The 19,887-nt window shown below is 59.1% G+C and carries 17 protein-coding genes; 2 read left to right on the top strand and 15 right to left on the bottom strand.

The window, feature by feature from the left end; genetic code table 11:
- Window positions 1–11: 11 nt before the first annotated feature.
- The 14 genes from ASD54_RS06195 to ASD54_RS06130 form a co-directional block, all read right to left on the bottom strand.
- Window positions 12–683 carry an urease accessory protein UreF gene (locus tag ASD54_RS06195; RefSeq protein ID WP_062553753.1) on the bottom strand — a complete coding sequence of 224 codons (672 nt, stop codon included), beginning with the start codon at window positions 681–683 and terminating at the stop codon, window positions 12–14.
- A complete protein-coding gene (gene ureE, locus ASD54_RS06190; RefSeq protein ID WP_062553752.1) occupies window positions 683–1,195 on the bottom strand; it encodes an urease accessory protein UreE in 513 nt (170 codons plus the stop codon). The genes ASD54_RS06195 and ureE overlap by 1 nt, the downstream gene beginning before the upstream one ends.
- A gap of 144 nt (window positions 1,196–1,339) precedes the next feature.
- A complete protein-coding gene (gene ureC, locus ASD54_RS06185; RefSeq protein WP_062553751.1) occupies window positions 1,340–3,052 on the bottom strand; it encodes an urease subunit alpha in 1,713 nt (570 codons plus the stop codon).
- Window positions 3,053–3,119: 67 nt separating this feature from the next.
- Window positions 3,120–3,539 carry a lysozyme inhibitor LprI family protein gene (locus ASD54_RS06180; RefSeq protein ID WP_156379100.1) on the bottom strand — a complete coding sequence of 140 codons (420 nt, stop codon included), beginning with the start codon at window positions 3,537–3,539 and terminating at the stop codon, window positions 3,120–3,122.
- Between the two features lie 28 nt (window positions 3,540–3,567).
- Complete coding sequence (locus ASD54_RS06175) at window positions 3,568–3,873, bottom strand: urease subunit beta (RefSeq protein ID WP_062553750.1); 306 nt, start codon at window positions 3,871–3,873, stop codon at window positions 3,568–3,570.
- Between the two features lie 10 nt (window positions 3,874–3,883).
- The gene (locus ASD54_RS06170) at window positions 3,884–4,186 is read right to left on the bottom strand and encodes an urease subunit gamma (protein ID WP_062553749.1); all 303 of its coding nucleotides are present in this window, start codon (window positions 4,184–4,186) and stop codon (window positions 3,884–3,886) included.
- Window positions 4,187–4,207: 21 nt separating this feature from the next.
- On the bottom strand, window positions 4,208–5,035 hold the full coding sequence (locus ASD54_RS06165; protein WP_062553748.1) for an urease accessory protein UreD: 828 nt from the start codon (window positions 5,033–5,035) through the stop codon (window positions 4,208–4,210).
- Complete coding sequence (locus tag ASD54_RS06160) at window positions 4,969–6,174, bottom strand: hypothetical protein (protein WP_062553747.1); 1,206 nt, start codon at window positions 6,172–6,174, stop codon at window positions 4,969–4,971. Before ASD54_RS06160 ends, ASD54_RS06165 begins: the two co-directional genes overlap by 67 nt.
- Window positions 6,175–6,305: 131 nt before the next feature.
- Window positions 6,306–7,001, bottom strand: a complete 696-nt coding sequence (gene urtE / locus ASD54_RS06155) for an urea ABC transporter ATP-binding subunit UrtE (RefSeq protein ID WP_062553780.1) — start codon at window positions 6,999–7,001, stop codon at window positions 6,306–6,308.
- Window positions 7,002–7,006: 5 nt separating this feature from the next.
- Window positions 7,007–7,765: an urea ABC transporter ATP-binding protein UrtD gene (gene urtD / locus ASD54_RS06150; protein WP_062553746.1), complete on the bottom strand. Its 759-nt coding sequence runs from the start codon at window positions 7,763–7,765 to the stop codon at window positions 7,007–7,009.
- A 5-nt stretch (window positions 7,766–7,770) separates the two neighbouring features.
- Window positions 7,771–8,937: an urea ABC transporter permease subunit UrtC gene (gene urtC / locus ASD54_RS06145; RefSeq protein WP_062553745.1), complete on the bottom strand. Its 1,167-nt coding sequence runs from the start codon at window positions 8,935–8,937 to the stop codon at window positions 7,771–7,773.
- Window positions 8,934–10,547, bottom strand: coding sequence for an urea ABC transporter permease subunit UrtB (gene urtB, locus ASD54_RS06140; RefSeq protein ID WP_244484695.1), 1,614 nt, complete (start codon window positions 10,545–10,547; stop codon window positions 8,934–8,936). Before urtB ends, urtC begins: the two co-directional genes overlap by 4 nt.
- A 289-nt stretch (window positions 10,548–10,836) precedes the next feature.
- Window positions 10,837–12,126, bottom strand: coding sequence for an urea ABC transporter substrate-binding protein (urtA, locus tag ASD54_RS06135; RefSeq protein ID WP_062553743.1), 1,290 nt, complete (start codon window positions 12,124–12,126; stop codon window positions 10,837–10,839).
- 175 nt (window positions 12,127–12,301) lie between these two features.
- Window positions 12,302–14,167 carry a hypothetical protein gene (locus ASD54_RS06130; protein ID WP_062553742.1) on the bottom strand — a complete coding sequence of 622 codons (1,866 nt, stop codon included), beginning with the start codon at window positions 14,165–14,167 and terminating at the stop codon, window positions 12,302–12,304.
- A gap of 465 nt (window positions 14,168–14,632) precedes the next feature.
- Between ASD54_RS06130 and ASD54_RS06125 the strand changes: the two genes are divergently transcribed.
- Both ASD54_RS06125 and ASD54_RS06120 read left to right on the top strand, forming a co-directional pair.
- Entirely contained in the window at window positions 14,633–18,016 is a 3,384-nt protein-coding gene (locus ASD54_RS06125; protein ID WP_062553741.1) for an ATP-binding protein, read from the top strand.
- On the top strand, window positions 18,009–18,932 hold the full coding sequence (locus ASD54_RS06120; protein WP_062553740.1) for a response regulator transcription factor: 924 nt from the start codon (window positions 18,009–18,011) through the stop codon (window positions 18,930–18,932). Before ASD54_RS06125 ends, ASD54_RS06120 begins: the two co-directional genes overlap by 8 nt.
- 45 nt (window positions 18,933–18,977) lie before the next feature.
- Here ASD54_RS06120 and ASD54_RS06115 read toward each other — a convergent pair whose 3' ends face one another.
- Window positions 18,978–19,589 (bottom strand): hypothetical protein, encoded by a 612-nt coding sequence (locus ASD54_RS06115; RefSeq protein WP_062553779.1) that lies wholly within the window; start codon window positions 19,587–19,589, stop codon window positions 18,978–18,980.
- Between the last annotated feature and the right edge of the window lie 298 nt (window positions 19,590–19,887).

Here is a 19,887-nt window from a genome sequence, read left to right as displayed (position 1 = left end):
ACAAGACATGGTCAGGATCGGAAGAGGCGCGACACCTGCGCCTCATGCCGGATGGAAGCGATATCCGCCTGCACAGTGGCAGAACCGAGATCGTCCAGCTCTGCTACCGCTGCATGCTCGGCCACCTTACCCGCAGACGCCTCCAAAGCCGACAGGATGCGAAGACCATCCTGCTGGCCCGCGACGCCCAAGCGAATGCCTGCGGATACACCTTGCGAAAGGCCAGCGTGCAGGAAGGCAGCAATCGCCTGTTCAGCCGAAATGCCATGCGCGCCCGCGACGGCGCCGACCGAGACCGGATACGGGCACTCCACCGGCAGCCGTTCGAACACCGGCGACGGCCAGGCCGTTGCCGCCATCAGGAAGGCTTTGCCAAGCGAGAGCGTTTCCATATGTCGCTCTGCGGAACCGGCCAGCGCCAGCGCCAGCTCCGCCAGTTCGCTCAATGCATCCGGAGTGTCGCAACACCGCGCCGCAAGCGACACGAAGACGGCATCGTTCCACAGCATGCCGTGTCTGAGCGACGTAGAAAGCCAGGCCTCCAGTCCGGCGGCATCCGTGACAAACCGGTCATGGACCGCCCGCTCCAACCCGCTGGAATAGGCAAAGCCACCCACCGGAAAGGCGGGCGAAAGCCATGCCATCAGCCGCATCAGGGCTTGTGTACTGGCCGCGGCAGTCATCAGTCGTGATGATGCCCGTGGTGATGGTCATGCGAGTGATCATGAGAGTGGCCATGGCTGTGACCATGCGAATGGCCGCCGTGACTGTGATAGGCCCCGCGCGCAGGCTGGAATGGCTCTTCCACATCCACCACCGCAGCACCGAGACCCTCCAGCATCGCACGGATCACATGATCGCGCAGGATCAGGATACGACCTTCCTCGATCTGCGCCGAAAGATGCCGGTTGCCCAGGTGCCAGGCGAGTTCGATGAGGTGAAGCGTATCACGCGCCTTCACCTCGAACAGCTTTTCCGCCGCCGCCTTCACCTCTACCGTATCGCCATTATCGAGCACCAGCCGGTCGCCATCGTGAAACAGCACGGCTTCCTTCAGGTCGAGCATCACCATGTCACCATTGGAGAGGTGCAACAGCTTGCGCCGCAAATGGCGCAGATCGTGCGGAAGCGTCACCGTATCGATCGGCGGATCGCTGACTTCCCCTGCGGGACGGTAGGAATGGACATGCTGCATGGTGTTGCCTTTACCAGAAAAACTCAACTGACAGGAGAGATGTCCTTCACCCCCCTCTGTCCTGCCGGACATCCCCCTCAAGGGGAGATGTCCGGCAGGACAGAGGGGGGTAAAATCGCTGTCACGAACGTAGCTCGAACACTATCAAAACAGGAAATACCGCTGTGCCATGGGCAGAACCGTTGCCGGTTCGCAGGTCAAAAGCTCGCCATCGGCCCGCACTTCATAGGTTTCCGGGTCCACCTCGATGTGCGGCGTCAGATCGTTGAGAATCATCGACTTCTTGGAAATGCCGCCGCGCGTATTCTTCACCGCCACCAGCTGCTTGGCGACGCCGAGACGATTGGCAAGGCCATCGTCCAGAGCTGCCTGGGACACGAAGGTGACCGATGAGTTTGTCCGCGCCTTGCCGTAAGCGCCGAACATGGGGCGGTAATGCACCGGCTGCGGTGTCGGGATCGAAGCATTCGGATCGCCCATCGGGGCCGCCGCAATCACGCCGCCCATCAGCACCATATCCGGCTTCACACCGAAGAAGGCCGGGTTCCAGATCACGAGATCGGCGCGCTTGCCCACTTCAATGGAACCGATCTCGTGGCTCACGCCATGCGCAATCGCCGGATTGATCGTGTATTTCGCCACGTAACGGCGAACACGCAGATTGTCGTTGTCACCGGTTTCGCCCGGCAGGCTGCCGCGCTGGCGCTTCATCTTGTCTGCCGTCTGCCAGGTGCGGATGATGACCTCTCCCACGCGGCCCATGGCCTGACTGTCCGACGAGATGATCGAAAACGCACCGATATCATGCAGAATATCTTCCGCCGCGATGGTTTCCTTGCGGATACGGCTTTCGGCAAAGGCGATGTCTTCCGGAATGGACGGCGACAGGTGATGGCAGACCATCAGCATGTCCAGGTGTTCGGCCAGCGTGTTGACCGTATAGGGCCGCGTCGGATTGGTCGAGGACGGGATGACGTTCAGTTCGCCGCAGATCTTGATGATATCCGGCGCATGGCCACCGCCCGCCCCTTCCGTATGGAAAGCATGGATGGTGCGGCCCTTGATGGCACCGACCGTATCTTCCACGAAGCCGCTCTCGTTCAGCGTATCGGTATGGATCATCACCTGCACATCGTATTGATCGGCAACCGAAAGGCAGCAATCAATAGCGCCGGGGGTCGTGCCCCAATCCTCGTGCAGCTTGAGAGAGGTCGCGCCGCCCAGCACCATCTCCTCCAGCGCGCGCGGCAGAGAGGCATTGCCCTTGCCGGCGAAGGCGAGGTTCATGGGGAAGGCGTCGGCTGCCTCGATCATCCGGGCAATATGCCATGGACCCGGCGTACAGGTGGTGGCGAGCGTGCCATGGGCAGGCCCGGTGCCGCCGCCCAGCATGCAGGTGAGGCCGCTCATCAGGGCTTCCTCGATCTGCTGTGGGCAGATGAAATGGATGTGAGCATCCATGCCACCAGCGGTGATAATCTTGCCCTCGCCAGCGATTGCCTCGGTGCCGGGACCGACGATGATATTGACGCCCGGCTGGGTATCCGGATTGCCAGCCTTACCGATGGCAACGATGCGGCCGTCTTTGAGACCGATATCGGCCTTGACGATGCCGGTATGATCCACGATCACGACATTGGTGATCACGGTGTCGACAGCACCTTCGGCACGGCTGACCTGGCTCTGGCCCATGCCATCACGGATGACCTTGCCGCCGCCGAACTTCACCTCCTCGCCATAGGTGGTGAAATCCTTCTCCACCTCGATGAAAAGCTCCGTATCGGCAAGGCGCACCTTGTCGCCCACGGTCGGGCCGAACATGCTGGCATAGGCAGCGCGGGAAATCTTGTAAGGCATGGGCTATCTTGCTCCATCATGCATGGACATGCCGACGCCCCTCGCGCCTGATCATGCCCCTTGGTTTTTATTGACCGATTGGTTCGGCGAGTTCTTTGAGCTCTTGCGTCCGGCTCTTCGTAAGGCGTGTCTGGCAATTGATGTAGAACATTGTTTCCAGCGTACCGCCGCGCGCCTGAAAGCCTTCCGCATCGCACTGGCCATCCCGATAGGTTATCCAGGCCCGCTGCCCTTTCAGAAGAGCGGCTTCCGCGCCGCGCTGATCGGCATCAAGCTGCTTGTCCCAATCGGCCATGGCCTTGCGCGTCAGCTTCCACTGATTGTTCAGCGCCTTGTCGGCAGCGTCATATTCTTCCTGGGCGCAGGCGTTCATTTCCATCTGCGTATTCTTGTTTTCGCAGTCGAAATTCGGCTTTTCTTCCGCAGAGGAAGGCCCATCCTGCAAGAGAACACATCCGCACAGCATGAGGCCAAGAAACAGTTTCATCGAACGCTTCGCTTTCTGCATGGCGCGTTCACAAAGCGCCCATGATCTTCTGCCGGAAACCGTAAACCTCGCGCTTGCCGGAGAGAGGAATGAGGGTCACCTCACGCGTCTGGCCCGGTTCGAAACGCACCGCCGTTCCTGCCGGAATATCCAGCCGCATGCCGCGCGCCTTGTCGCGGTCAAAGGAAAGTCCGGCATTGGTCTCGAAGAAATGATAGTGGCTGCCCACCTGCACCGGACGGTCGCCCGTATTGGACACTTCGATGGTCACTGTCGGCTGACCGCTGTTCAGCTCGATGTCGCCACTTGCGGAAATGATTTCGCCTGGGATCATGGTTTTGCCCTCACCGGATTGGTTCGTGAACGGTCACCAGCTTGGTGCCGTCCGGGAAGGTTGCTTCCACCTGCACGTCGTGGATCATTTCCGCGATCCCCTCCATCACCTGGTCGCGGGTGATGACATGCGCGCCCGCTTCCATCAGGTCGGGCACGGCACGGCCGTCGCGGGCACCTTCAACCACGAAATCGGTAATCAGGGCAATGGCTTCCGGGTAGTTCAGCTTCACGCCGCGTTCCAGCCTGCGGCGGGCCACCATGGCGGCCATGGATATCAGAAGCTTGTCTTTTTCTCTTGGGCTGAGGTTCATGGGTTCCCCGATTATTGTCTCTCAGATGTTCCAGACTTTCGGCACGTTTGCGTCTTTTCGCAAGAGCGAAATCACCGGAACCAGAATTTTTCGCAGCGCAAAACCGTGTGATGCTGCAGCGCGGATAATCAGCTTGTCTTTCCAGAGGCTTGCGCCAGCATATCCATCCTGCAGCAGAGGTTGAAGACGCGGCAGAAACGCCTCGCATTGCGGCCCGGAATAGAAAACGGTAGCAAAAGCCACCTTGCCGGAAAGCACCGAAGGCTGCTCTCCCAGACGGGCGATCTGCCCCTCCATCCGCACTTCCTCCGCATGGATGAGACGACCCGCACGGCGCACGCGCCAGCGATCCCGAAAGAAACCGTTCTCGGCACTCTCGCCCATGGCGGTTCGTCCAAGAATAACCGCTTCCACAGCAAGAAATTCGGCTGTCTCGGCCAGATCGACATGCAATTCACGGGTCAGCGAGGCGCGATCGAAGAGAATGCTTTCCTGCGGCAGCCACGCCACGCGGCTGCCTTCGCCTGCTTCGATCTCGCTCTTCAGGAGCGCTGTATCGGCGGAGGCTTTATAGATCTTCTCGTTTGCCTGCGTGGTCACGGTCACATCCGTGCCGGGACCGGCGCGCAGCGACCATTCCAGCCGGTCGCCGCCGGTCAGGCCGCCGGAGCTGTTGATGAGAATGGCTTCGAGGGAGGAATCGAAGGTGTCCGGCAGGCGGATCTTGCCGCAGCCTTCCTGATAGAGTTCGGCGAGCCGCGTACGGCCCGCCAACTGCTTGGTTACAAGGCGCCCTTTGCCCCGAGCCCGCTGCGGCGCGGCTGGTCGTTCGGCTGGCTGTTGCTGCACGTCATCCCCTCGGTATTCATCGTGGATGCCTCGTCGCCCGCACAACCGACCGCCTGGACCTTTGCCTTGGCGGAGGATGGCCGTGCCGTGGCCACGACATCCGTACTGTCGGCCTTGCGGAAGAAATCCCACATGCGATAGGCCGGATCGACATTCGGATCGAAACTCGGCTTCTTGACTGCCGAGACCTTCACGACACCTGCCGCCTGTCCCTCGCTGGCAGCAGCGATAACGTTCGCCTTCGCATTCGGCTTCGGCCAGTCATGGCTGCCGTTTTCGAATTCATAGGTCGCGATGCGCGCCCCGTTCTGGCAGGTATCGTAGAGGCTGTAGGTCACCCCTTCGATTGTGTCCGGCTTGGCATTGGCCTTGCAGCCGTCCAGTTCCATCCAGCGCTGGAGCGCGGTCTTGAAACTGTATTGCCAATAGGGTTTGCCGCCCCCGGCATAGGGGTTCTGCTCATCCTTGATCCCGGCAAACGCCATGATCGAAATCGGCTTGGCGGGCTGGCAGGTGGAAGGATCCGCTCCCCATTTGCCCTCGCGATTTTCAACCGGCAGGCCGACGCGCAGCGAATTGACGAAACCGGCACCGGCAAAATCATTCGCCCCCGAGCAGAGATAGGCCGACAACATGCGACCGCCACCGGAATAGCCAGACGCGAAAATCTGCGCCGGATCGACGCAATAGCTCTGCTTCACCTTTTCGACAGCAGCCTTGATGAAGGCCACCTCATCCAACCCGCCTTCGCGGAAGGTCACGCCCGGCACATTCCACGCATTCGTTCCCGGCATATTGCCGGAAAGACTGCCCTGCGGCGCAAACACCAGGAAGCCGTTCTTCGCCGCAACCTTGTCCCAGGAACTGCGCAGCATCTGCCCCCGCGGATTGCTGTTGCTGCCGTGAAAATCGAAAACGACGGAAACCTTGTCCTGGCCCGTATAACTGTCGGGAACAAACACGACGCCGGAGCGCGGAGTGCCGCCGACATCGACCGATACATCATGATAGCCCGGTTCAACCGGCGTACCACAGCCAGCCGCCTGAGCGGCCATGCCTGGCCCTAAGAAAAAGGCGCCCGCTGCGGTCATGCAGCCAAGAGCGCGGAGGATTGAACCAGAGCGAATTCCAAATGCCATCAAGCGCCTCGTAAAGGAGAGTGCGTGGAAAGGGGATATGCGTTGGATGAAAACCGCGCTCTGACTAACATATTAGAAGATACTATTAAACCCTCTCCATGACCGGCAGCCATGCAAAATATGAGCATCTATCACACTGTGAGATGCCGTCTGGCCTCCGGTGTGTCGAGCGTTTCTGCGGCACCTTCATGAACGATTTCACCCCGATCCATGATGTAGACATGATCCGCCAGTTCCCGGCAGAAGTCGAGATACTGTTCGACCAGAAGAATGGCCATACCTGTGGAATCTCGCAAATATCGGATTGCACGGCCGATATCCTTGATGATCGAAGGTTGAATTCCCTCCGTCGGCTCGTCCAGAACCAGCACTTTCGGTCTTGTGACCATGGCGCGACCGATCGCCAGTTGTTGCTGCTGCCCGCCGGACAGATCGCCGCCGCGACGTGACAGCATTGAGTTCAGCACGGGAAACAGGCTGAAGATGTCGTCCGGGATATTGCGATCTTTGCGCGCCAGCGGCGCAAAGCCCGTTTCCAGATTCTCCTGCACTGTCAGAAGCGGAAAGATCTCCCGCCCCTGCGGCACATAGCCGATGCCCTGTTTGGCGCGGCGGAAGGGTGCCAGACCGTTCAGGCTTTCGCCATTGAAGGAAATCGTACCTGCGCTCACCGCATGCTGGCCGGTGATGGCGCGCAAAAGCGAGCTCTTGCCCACACCGTTTCGCCCCAGCACGCAGGTTATCTTACCCATGGGCGCTTCGATGGAAACGCCACGCAGTGCCTGCGCCGCGCCGTAGTGAAGATTGACGTTGTTGACTGTCAGCATGGTGATCACCGCCCCAGATAGTTTTCAATGACCTTCGGATCGTTCGACACGAAATCGATCGACCCTTCAGCCAGCACGGAGCCTTCGGCAAGGCAGGTCACCTTGACGCCGAGATCCCGGATGAAGCCCATGTCGTGCTCCACCACCACCACCGAACGGCTCTTGGCAATCTCACGCAGCAGAATGGCTGTTTCGGCGGTTTCCGCATCAGTCATGCCCGCCACCGGCTCATCCACCAGCAGAAGCTTCGGCTCCTGCGCCAGCAGCATGCCAATCTCCAGCCACTGCTTTTGGCCGTGGGAAAGGTTGGCCGCTAGCTCGTCGCGCCGATGCGTCAGCCGGATGGTGCCGAGAATTTCCTCGATGCGATCACGGTCCTCGCCCGAGAGGCGATAGAACAGGGTCGAAAAGACGCCGCGCTTGCGGTTGAGCGCCAGTTCCAGATTGTCCCACACGGTATGGCTCTCAAACACCGTTGGCTTCTGGAACTTCCGACCAATGCCGAGCTGGGCAATATCGGCCTCGTCTCGCTTGGTGAGATCCACCTTTTCCTCGAACAGAACAGTGCCGCTGTCAGGCCGAGTCTTGCCTGTGATGATGTCCATCATCGTTGTCTTGCCCGCGCCGTTCGGGCCGATGATGGCGCGAAGCTCACCCGGCTCAACCACGAAGGAAAGTGAATTCAGCGCCCGGAATCCATCGAAGGATACGGAAACACCATCGAGATAGAGCAGCGACTTCGGCTTGGAGTCCTTGATTTCCATGAGTCTTACTCCGCGGCCTGGATCTGTGTTGAAGGCGTATCGTCATTCTGGGCCTGGGCACGCGCCGCAGCCTTCACCGCCTTGCGATTGGCAAGTGCTGCCTGAACGGTCCCGACAATTCCCTTGGGCATGAACAGCGTGACGAAGATGAAGAGTGCGCCCAGCGCATAGAGCCAGAATTCAGGAAAGGCGCCGGTGAAGAAGCTCTTGCCGCCATTGACCAGCACCGCACCGATGATCGGACCGATGAGAGTTCCGCGACCACCAACCGCCGTCCACACCACGACTTCGATGGAATTGGCCGGTGCGAATTCGCCCGGATTGATGATGCCGACCTGCGGCACGAACAGAGCGCCCGCAATACCCGCCATCATGGCCGAGGTGACGAAGGTGAAGAGCTTGATGTTTTCCACCCGGAAACCCAGGAAGCGAACGCGGCTTTCCGCATCACGCACACCCACCAGCACCTTGCCGAACTTCGAGCGGGTAATGGCCGAGGCCAGCACGAGGCAGAGCGAGAGCATGATGGCCGACAGCGCGAACAGTACGGCGCGGGTTCCATCCGCCTGAACTGAGAATCCGAGGATATCCTTGTAATCCGTCAGACCGTTATTGCCGCCAAAGCCCATGTCATTGCGGAAGAAGGCGAGCATCAGCGCATAGGTCATGGCCTGGGTAATGATGGACAGATAGACGCCGTTGACGCGGGAGCGGAAGGCGAACCAGCCGAAGACGAAGGCGAGCAACCCTGGCACCACCAGCACCATCGCACAAGCAAACCAGAACATGTCGAAGCCATGCCAGAACCACGGCAACTGCTTCCAGTTCAGAAACACCATGAAATCGGGCAGGACGGGATCGCCATAGACGCCACGGCTACCGATCTGGCGCATCAGATACATGCCCATGGCATAGCCGCCGAGGGCGAAGAAAGCGCCGTGGCCCAAGGACAGAATGCCGCAATAGCCCCAGACGAGATCCAGTGCCAGCGCCAGAAGCGCATAGCAGAGATACTTGCCCATCAGCGACATCACATAGGTTGGGATATGCAATGCATTGTCGGGCGAAAGAAGCAGATTGCTGGCTGGCACCAGAAGGGCCACGGCAAGAATGATGGAAACGGTGACGACGATGCGGCCTTCCAGAGCACGCAGGATAAAGCTGGAAATCATGCTTCCACCGCCCTTCCCTTGAGCGCGAACAGGCCGCGCGGTCTCTTCTGGATGAAGAGGATGATGAGAACAAGCACGAGGATCTTGCCAAGCACGGCACCGGTCCACGGCTCGAGGAACTTGTTGAGGATGCCGAGCGACAGCGCGCCAACCAGCGTGCCCCAGAGATTGCCCACGCCGCCGAACACCACGACCATGAAGCTATCGATGATGTAGGACTGGCCGAGATTGGGCGAAACGTTGTCGATCTGGGAAAGCGCCACGCCAGCAATGCCCGCGATCCCTGAGCCGAGCGCGAAGGTGAAGGCATCGACCCAGGGTGTGCGAATACCCATGGAAGAGGCCATGCGGCGGTTCTGGGTGACGGCCCGCATCTGCAGGCCGAAGGCGGAGCGCTTCATCACGATCAGCAGGCCGATGAAGATCGAGAGGGAGAAGGCGACGATCCACATGCGGTTCCAGGTGATCTGCAGGCCACCCAGCGCGAAGGCACCGGACATCCAGGACGGATTGCCGACTTCCTGGTTCGTCGGGCCAAAGATGGAGCGTACCAACTGCTGGAGGATCAGCGATACGCCCCAGGTCGCCAGCAGGGTTTCCAGCGGACGCCCGTAGAGAAAACGGATGACACCACGCTCGATGACGAGACCGACACCAGCTGTCACAAGGAAAGCGACCGGCAGAGCGATGGCCAGCGACCAGTCGAACAGATGCGGCGCGTGGGTGCGGATCAATTCCTGCACCATGAAGGTGGAATAGGCACCCAGCATGACCATTTCGCCATGCGCCATGTTGATGATGCCCATGACGCCGAAGGTGATGGCCAAGCCGATGGCCGCGAGCAGCAGCACGGAGCCGAGCGACATGCCGTACCAGACATTCTGGGCGACTTCCCAAAGCTTCAGGGAATTTTCGATCTTGGTGATCGCCTTGTCGAGATCACCCTTCAGGGCGGGATCGATCGAAGACGAAACCGACATCAGGATGCTGATGCCATCACGCCCGCCGAGATTGGCAATGGTATCGATCGCCTGCTTCTTCTGATCGATTGCGCGGTCGGAAATCAGCACGGAGGCCGCACGCGCCTCTTCCATGCGCACCTTGACGGCCGCATCGGTTTCCTTGGCAAGTGCTGCCTCGACCAGCTCAAGATTTTCCGCGCTGGGAGACTTCAGAACCGCATCGGCGGCTGCCATACGCACTGCCTTGTCGGGGCTCAGCAGTGTCAGACCGCCAAGTGCCGAGCGAATGACGCGGCGCAGGTTGTTGTTGATCTTCAGCTTGCTCAGCTGCGCCTTCGGCACCTCACCGGCGGCAGCACCCGTGACTGGATCGATCAGGGCGACATTGGTCCCGGCTGCTTTGGTGATGAATACGGCGCTATCGGATTTGCGGGCGTAAAGCTCGCCTTCGGCAAAGGCTTCCAGGGCCGGCACGATGCGCGGATCGCCGGTGGCGGCCAATTGACCGATCAGCTCTTCCGCCTGCTTGAAATCCGCCTTGCCCAGTGCATTGAACAGGGCCTTCGGATCAGCGCCGGATTGCGCAAAGGATGTTGCGGCAAGCGAAACGATCAGGAATAGGGTCGATAGGAAAAGTCGAAGCATAATTGTCGCCCCTTGTGACTTACCCCCCTCTGCCCTGCCGGGCATCTCCCCCTCAAGGGGGGAGATCGACTCGCGGCTTTTCGCTTTGGTCCTCGTTAGCAAACCGATTGTGGCAGCCAACAACATTGAAAGAAGGCGAAGGTTAGCTTCTTGCCAATCTCCCCCCTTGAGGGGGAGATGTCCGGCAGGACAGAGGGGGGTAAGCGTGATCCGGTAAATGTAACTTGCGAGAGCGAAGCCCTCCCCTATGTGGGGAGGGTCGGGAAGGGCTCTTGCCCCTGATAGCTAGGCCTTAGCTGCCCTTGCCGCCGCACTTGCCGGTGGCAACGTTGAAGTTGCCGCAGGACATCGGCTTGCGCCAATCGGAGATCAGGTCCTTGGAGTCCGGCAGGTAATCCGACCATTCGTCACCCACGACGGATGGCGTCTGCTGCACGATTTCGAACTGGCCATTGGCCTGGATTTCACCGATCAGAACCGGCTTGGTGATGTGGTGGTTCGGCATGACAGTAGAAGTACCGCCAGACAGGTTCGGCACGGAAACGCCGATGATGCTATCCAGAACCTTGTCGGTTTCGGTCGTGCCGGCAGCTTCGACTGCCTTAACCCAGGCGTTGAAGCCGATATAGGCAGCTTCCATCGGGTCGTTCGTCACGCGCTTCTCGTTCTTGGTGAAAGCGTGCCATGTCTTGATGAACTCGGCATTGACCGGGGCGTCGACAGACTGGAAGTAGTTCCAGGCAGCGAGGTGACCAACGAGAGGCTTGGTGTCGATACCGGCCAGCTCTTCTTCACCGACGGAGAAGGCCACGACCGGAATGTCTTCAGCCTTGATGCCCTGGTTTGCCAGTTCCTTGTAGAATGGAACGTTGGCATCGCCATTGATGGTGGAAACAACAGCCGTCTTCTTGCCTGCAGAGCCGAAGGCCTTGATCTTGGAAACTTCCGTCTGCCAGTCGGAGAAGCCGAATGGCGTGTAGTTGACCATGATATCGGCTTCCTTGACGCCCTTCGACATCAGGTAGGCTTTCAGGATCTTGTTCGTGGTCTGCGGATAAACGTAGTCCGTGCCTTCCAGAACCCAGCGCTGAACGCCTTCGTTCTTCATCAGGTAGTCGACAGCCGGAATGGCCTGCTGGTTCGGAGCGGCACCGGTGTAAAAGATATTGCGCGAGGATTCTTCACCCTCGTACTGGACGGGGTAGAAGAGAATGGAGTTCAGCTCTTCGAAGACCGGCAGAACGGACTTGCGCGAAGACGAGGTCCAGCAACCGAAGACGGCAGCGACCTTATCCTTGGAGATCAGTTGGCGAGCCTTTTCGGCAAACAGCGGCCAGTCGGAAGCCGGATCGACAACGACGGCTTCGAGCTTCTTGCCCAGAACGCCGCCCTTCTTGTTCTGCTCTTCGACGAGCATCAGCATGGCGTCTTTCAGCGTGGTTTCCGAAATCGCCATCGTGCCGGAGAGCGAGTGGAGAACGCCGATCTTGATCGTATCTTCGGCAGCAAATGCGCCGTGGAATGCGGTGGTGGACATGATGGCGGCGATGAGCGCGCCGCCCAGCTTGGCTTTCAATGTCATGGCAGAACCCCTCTTTTTTGTTTTGAGTGCGACAGCCGGTTAAAGCCTGTTAACCGTTGCTGACCGGACTATGGGTCGCTGCACTGCAAAACCACATACGTAAAATGACGTATGCGAGGGGGTGAAATGGGGAAGCTCGCGCCAGCGACGCAATGCGTCGTCGATCAAGGGAGCCTTACAGACTGGGTCGGAACATGAAGCTGACTTCCTTGCCGATCAGCGGCCGAAGGCGATCATTGACCTGCCCTTCCAGCTTGCCAAGAACTTTCACGCCCTTCGCCATCTCGAGAAGACCAAGCACGAGACCGGCCAGAGCACCCACGGTCCCGGCAACGCGACCAACCATTGAGAGACCGTATTTGAGACCATTCGTCACGATGTTCGTGTAGTTGGGAATTGAGGCTGCGAAAGGTGCCGTTATTCTTGGTACAATGCTGCTGAATTGCAGCGCAACTTCAGCCATACCTACGGTGCCACTGGTCAGCATGGCGGCTCCGCTGATGATCTGGAAGGCCGCTTCCGGCTTTTCTCCGCTTTTCAAAGCACGATGCGCGCTGAAGAAGGCAAGTCCAGCCATGGCAAAGCTGCCCACCCCGCCGATGATCTTTCCACCGGCTTCCAGCGTCTTCGGATCAATGAATTTCGAAATGGATGCTCCCCAGGTACCGGTGCCCGTACCGAACATGCTGAAGGCCTTGCCCCTGCTATCGAGATTTTTTGCAAGCCCTTCCGTGGTCATGCCAATGATCTGCACACCGTTTGCAACAGCAGCCGCGATATCGTGGGGCTTGGGCTTCGGGCCATTGCCAATAGCACGCGCGGTCAGAACACTTGCAAGAGTGAGGGTCTGCACGCCATGCATGAGACCCGCCTTGTAGATGTCATTGGGAATGCCCAATGGCGCAGGTTTGGCGTTGACGGACTTCATGACTGACGCCAGCGCATCGTCCATCTTCATACCGGTTCGTAGCAGGGTAATGACGCCGTTCACATTCCGGGCGATGTCCTGAGCGTAGTTGAGTTTGATGGACAGCTGGCTGACATTCTTGTCGTTCAAGGTCTGCGCCATAAATTGCAGCGCCATGGCCTCCGCAGCGGGCGTCAGAGTATCTGAATTCCCGTTGGCATCGACATTGAACATGCTGAGATCGCCGCCCGTGCCATCGCCAACCATGTATTTCTGCGTCAGTTGCGACAAGGTCAGGCTGGCTGCGCCTGCATATTTGTCCCGAACGTCTGGCGGTAGAATTTTCGTCAGGAACGACGCTTCGCTGCTATAGGCCGCAAAGGCTTCTTCAATCGTCTTGCCGCAGGCCAAGGCACGATCAATCGCCTTGCCACCCGCAATGTCGGCGAAATAGGCATCCGTGAACTTGCTCAGCAACATGTCATTTTCGGGTTTCTGAAGAAACGCCTGCGCGCCGCGGGAAAATGCGCTGTCTGCGGCGGCCAGAACGCCGGGATCGTTCAATACAACGTCAAGCCGCGCCTTGAGGTCCGCATCCGCTTCATCGCCTTTCGGAACACTGTCGCCATACTGGTTCAGATAGGCAGTCAGGTGCTGCCTTCCCTCTATGAGATCGACCATATAGGCCGCCTTCTGGTCATCCGTCAGCTTGTCGAGATTCTTGAAGGTCTCTGGCGTGATGAAACTGCGATCGACGTCCTTCACGCCTTCCTTGATCAGCTCGAACTGTTTGTCGTTGAGGCCTTTTTCGGCTTCGGCGTATCCGGGCGTCGCGGTCATGGACTGTGCCACCATCGCATAGCCTTTGTCTGCTTCCGTGATGGGCGGCAACTGCACCTGGGCGACATAGGGCGAGGCATCCGGAACAGATTCGGCATAATGCGAATATTCCCGATTTCGGTTCATGACGCCGCGCACGATGTCATCATTGCTCGGTGGTCCCCGCTTCACGCCAGGCCCCTCGGGACCCGTCCAGGATTTTGGCAGCGAAACGTAGCGACTGTCTGCCGATTGCGGACTCGACGATGAAGCAGCGGTCGAATTGCTGCTTGCACCGGCCGCAGTCGCCGTCATTAGCCTCTGCGGGGCGATCTGCCGAGCTTTACCTTGAGGACGTGCGGTTGAGGCTTGCCCTGCGGGACGACGCGGCGTGGATGATACTTCACCCTTCGTTTCCGCCTTGTCAGATCCAACTGTCGCCAAAGTCGACGTCGCACTGGATGAACGTGGGGGATTGGATCGAACCGTCATATCAACCTCAAGCGTCAGTTGCTGGAGGCATAGTCACGTTAAACGACAGTAATTTTGCAAGAATACGAACTATTTATGAATTAAACGTTATTAATCCAAAATACATTAAAGTATATTCCACATCGAAACCTGGCGAAGATAGTATGAGCTGGCCTGCCTGACATATTGGACAAGCCGTCAATCCATGGAGTGCATGCAACTGCATCCCGCAGGTTCATCTTGCAAAATCCTGCTGAAAATCCGAGAGTGCCCAAAATCTAAACATGCACAAACAGACGGCATTCCTGAATGGCAGCGCGGCAACGCATTATCCCCATCCGCAGAGATTACAACCGTTGGGTCGCGAACCAGACGCTGGAAGATTATGCCCTGCGTTTCACCGCCAAGAGCGCGCGTCGGTTTTCATCCAGCCGGATTTCGCAAACGGCGATAGGCGCCATTTCATTTCTTGCGCTGGAAGCAATCGGGGGAGCCATCACGCTCTCCTACGGCACGACGAATGCCTTTTTTGCGATTCTGGTGGCTGCGGTGCTCATGCTCGCGGTTGGTCTGCCAATCAGCCGCTACGCCATTCGCCATGGCGTCGATATCGACCTTTTGACGCGCGGCGCAAGCTTCGGCTATATCGGCTCGACCATCACCTCGCTGATCTATGCGAGTTTCACCTTCATGCTGTTTGCCATCGAGGCATCCATCATGACGGGGGCGCTCAACCTTGCCTTCGGCATTCCGCTCTGGCTCGGCTATATCATCAGTTCGGTCGTCGTCATCCCCCTCGTCATTTATGGCGTGCAACTCATCTCGCGCTTCCAGCTGGCGACCCAACCCTTCTGGATTGTGCTGAACGTTCTGCCTTTTGTTTTCATCGCCTTCATGGATTGGGAGAAGATCGAGCTGTGGCGGGCCTTTGCGGGCATCGGCCATTCGAATACCGGCTTTGGCGGACCCGCCCCCTTCGATCTTCTGGAATTCGGCGCAGCCTCCGCCGTCATCCTTGCACTCATGCCCCAGATTGGCGAACAGGTGGATTTCCTGCGCTTTCTGCCCGCAGAGGGACAGAAGAAATGGCGTCATCGGCTGGCTGTGTTTCTGGCCGGTCCGGGCTGGGTCGTTCTGGGCGTGCCAAAGCTTCTGGCGGGAAGTTTTCTGGCGGTTCTGACCTTGTCGACCGCGGTTCCCGCACACGAGGCCGCCGATCCGGCCCATATGTATCTTGCGGCCTTCGGCTACATGATCCCGAACGAGACAGCCGCCCTCCTGCTGATGGCCGCTTTCGTCGTGGTGTCGCAGTTGAAGATCAACGTCATGAACGCCTATGCGGGCTCTCTGGCCTGGTCCAATTTCTTCTCCCGCCTCACCCACAGCCACCCGGGCCGAGTTGTGTGGCTGGTGTTCAACGTCGCCATCGCGCTGCTGCTGATGGAACTCGGCATCTACCGGCTGCTGGAGGCGACGCTCGGCATCTTCTCCATCATCGCCATGTCATGGCTCTGCACCATCTCTGCTGATCTGGCCATCAACAAGCCGCTCGGCCTGTCTCCGCCGGGTATCGAATTCAAGCGCGCCCATCTTTACGATCTGAACCCGGTCGGGCTCGGCGCCATGCTCGGTTCGGCTGGCATCGCCCTTGCCGCCCATTTCGGCCTGTTCGGAAACATTGCGGCCTCCCTCTCCACCTACCTCACGCTCTCGGCCTTCCTTCTCTCGCCCCTGATCGCCTGGGGTACGAAAGGTCGCTACTATCTCGCGCGAAAGCCTCGCCACGCCTGGAAAAACGCAACCTCCATCACCTGCTCGATCTGCGAACATCCCTTCGAGCCTGAGGACATGGCCTGGTGTCCCGCCTATGCAGCACCCATCTGCTCGCTCTGCTGCTCACTGGACAGCCGCTGTCACGATATGTGCAAGCCGAAAGCCCAGATGAAAGCGCAGATCGGCAGCGTGGCGCGCACCATGTTGTCGGACCGTATCGTCGAACGACTGATGACGCGTCTGGGACGCTACGCACTCACCTCCATCCTGTCGATCTCGGCCATGGGTGCCATTCTCTTCATGATCGCCTATCAGGTGGGCGAGGCAACGCCCGCCAATGCCGAGGTGATCTACGGCACCACGTTGATCGTCTTCTTCGTCTTCGCCATCATCGCCGGCATCGTCTCCTGGTTCTATGTTCTGGCGCATGACAGCCGCGTCGTGGCGGAGGAGGAAAGCTCGCGGCAGAATACGCTGCTGCTCAAGGAAATCGCGGCCCACCGCAAGACAGATGCCGCGCTCCAGCAGGCAAAGGAAGTGGCAGAGGCCGCCAACCGCGCCAAGAGCCGCTACGTCGTGGGCCTCAGTCACGAGCTTCGCACGCCGCTCAACGCCGTATTGGGCTACGCACAGCTTCTCGAACGGGACGAGACCATTCCCGCACCGCGCCAGTCCGCAATCAAGGTCATCCGCCGCTCCGCCGATCACCTCTCCGGCCTGATCGACGGACTGCTCGATATCTCGAAGATCGAAGCGGGCCGGCTGCAGGTCTATTCCAACGAAATCAATATCCAGGATTTTCTCGACCAGATCGTCGACATGTTCCGCCCGCAGGCGCAGGCGAAGGGCCTGAACTTCGAGCACGACCGCACCCCGGCCCTGCCCACCTATGTGCGCACCGACGAAAAGCGCCTGCGCCAGATTCTGGTAAACCTGCTCTCGAACGCCATAAAGTTCACCGATCGTGGAACGGTGCGTTTCAACATCACCTATCGCAGCCAGGTTGCCACCTTCACTGTCGAGGATACCGGCCGCGGCATCGCGGAAAAGGATCTCGCCCGCATCTACGAACCCTTCCAGCGCGGTGAGGCAGAAAGTATCCGGCCAATGCCGGGGCTTGGTCTCGGCCTCACCATTACCCGGCTTCTCACCAACACCATGGGCGGCGAGATTTCCGTTACCAGCGAAAAGGATGTCGGCTCCAGTTTCCGGGTCCGCCTTCTGCTCTCGGCGGTCAACCGCCCGACAATCATGCCCGCACCGGAGAAGAAGATCATCGGCTATACGGGTCCGCGCCGCACCGTCGTGGTGGTCGATGACAATGAGGATCATCGCGACCTGATGCGAGAAGTGCTGAAGCCGCTCGATTTCGTGGTCCTGACCGCCGGTGGCGCCCCCGAATGCCTGACCCTGATTGCGGCTGCGAAACCCGACCTCTTCCTGGTGGACATCCTCATGCCGGGCATGAACGGCTGGCAACTGGTGGAACGCCTGCGCGAGGACGGTCAGACCGCGCCGATCATCATGCTCTCGGCCAATATCGGCGATGGCGCCTCCAGCATCCGCAAGGGGGATGGCCACAGTGACGCCATCTCAAAGCCGGTGGATATCCGCCAGCTTTCCGACAAGCTGGCCCAGCATCTTGGCCTGACCTGGATCTATGAGGGCGAAGCGCTACAGGAACGGGAAGGCCCCGCCCCGGTTAAAAGCCCTGGCGCAAGCCATATAGACGACCTCATCCAACTGGCGGAAATAGGCTATATTCGGGGGCTTGAAACGAAGCTTGGCGATCTCGCAGCCTCACCCGAGCACCGCGCCTTTACGGAAGCGGCCCGGCACTATATTCAAAGCTTCGATATGGCCGGACTGATGACGTTCCTGAGACAGTTCCGCGAGGAAAGGATGCCGCAGGATGGCTGAAAACGCCGCACCCAGAGAAATTGTTCTTCTGGTGGATGACAGTCCGGATGCGCTCGGCTTTCTGACGGAAGCACTCGAACAGTCAGGCTTCTCGGTGCTGATTGCAACGTCTGGCCAATTCGCCATCAGCATTGTCGACCGCATCACCCCGGATCTCATTCTGCTCGATGCCGTGATGCCCGGCATGGATGGGTTCGAAACCTGCCGCAGGCTGAAGGCCAATCCCGCCGTTTCACAGGTGCCGGTCATCTTCATGACAGGGCTGACCGAGACCGAGCATGTGGTCAACGCGCTGGAAAGCGGCGGTGTCGATTACCTCACCAAACCCATCAACATCGATGAACTGCGCGCCCGCATCCGCGTTCATTTGTCCAATGCCCGCTCAGCCCAGAGTGCGCGCGTGGCGCTGGATGCGGCAGGTCGCCATCTTCTGGCAGTGCGCGGCAACGGTGCTCTGCATTGGTCGACACCACAAGCGACGCGGCTCATCAATACAGCTTTCGGTCAGGACGACGGTCTGGACCAGGCTACACGGAAAATCTCGACCTGGATGACCGATCGCGACAGACCGGGCTTTCCACGCGAGGTGACCTTCGCCGTCGATGCGCAAGCCGCGACCACCCTGCAGTTTTCGTTCCTCGGCGCCATTGGGCCGGACGAGTATCTCATTCGTGTGAGTGCACTCAGCAACCGCGCCGAAGATGACGTTCTGCGCCAGCACTTCCCCGTGACCCAGCGCGAAGCGGAAGTGTTGCTCTGGATTGCCAAGGGAAAGTCCAACAAGGACATTGGCGATATTCTCGGCCTCTCCGCCCGCACCGTCAACAAGCACCTGGAACAGATCTACGTGAAGCTGGGTGTTGAGAATCGCGCATCGGCAGCCGTCAAGGCCGCCAATGTGCTGCATGAAATGTGATCGCTGCTACGAAGACCGCACGGACAGACCAGATCAGCGATCCGATCAGCCCCTTGGTGCTCGCGTAGGTGCTCGTGGCTGCGAGACAGCCGGACCGCCAGCCTGTGGATTTGCCATTACATTCGCCGGCTGGCCCCAGACGGATATCGGTTGATTGTCTTTCGTCAGCACCTTGGAATCGTAAATGGCAAGCGAGGTTTGCTGCTGGGCCATGTCCGCGCATTGCTGGATGATACCACCAATGTAGCGCATGCAACTGGTCGCATCGCCGGGCACGGACCCTGTGGCCCAATCTTTCACGATTCCGTCTTGTCCAACGAGAAAATACGACAGGCGGTTGTTGCTCGTGACGGAAGAGCTTGAGACCAGACCGCCAAAGTCTGCCCCGCGCTCGGTCCGTGCTGCAGGGGCAATGTGGCGATAGATCATCTGGCCATTTGAAAGCGGTGTGGCGCCAATCATCGGGCCAAAGGTCGCGCGGTCGTCTCCGGCCAGTCTTTCCATCGGCGAGGTTCCGAGGCTGGCAACCTGAGCATAGGGTTTTCCGAGCGCATAGCTGGTGAAAGACCTGTTGGCCATGCCCTCGGCCTTTTCCGTCACCTGCGAGCACCCGGCCAAGGCAACCAGCAAAACAAAAGCGGCAAGCCCGAAACGCATGATAGGACCCTTCATCCGTTAAAGCATGTCGCGCAAAAGTGTGCAGCGGTTTTGCGACAACGACATGCGATACAATAAAGAGAGAAAGCGTCAGGAGCAAATCCGAAAGATCGCGACACGCTCGTCTCCGACAAATCTTGCGCAAAGTGCCAACAACTTTCAAGCTTTTGCAGCCTTAGCCAACATTTACACAACAAAAAAGGGCCGGCGCATGCCGACCCTTTCCCATGGACGGATGAACCGCCGCTGATGTCTTACATCTGGAAGTAGGAATACTTGCCGTCCGGGCCCTTCTTCC

The sequence above is a fragment of the Rhizobium sp. Root149 genome (assembly GCF_001427345.1).
In the GTDB taxonomy this organism is placed as follows: Bacteria; Pseudomonadota; Alphaproteobacteria; order Rhizobiales; family Rhizobiaceae; genus Neorhizobium; species Neorhizobium rhizoryzae.
This window is presented reverse-complemented; position numbering and strand designations above follow the sequence as displayed.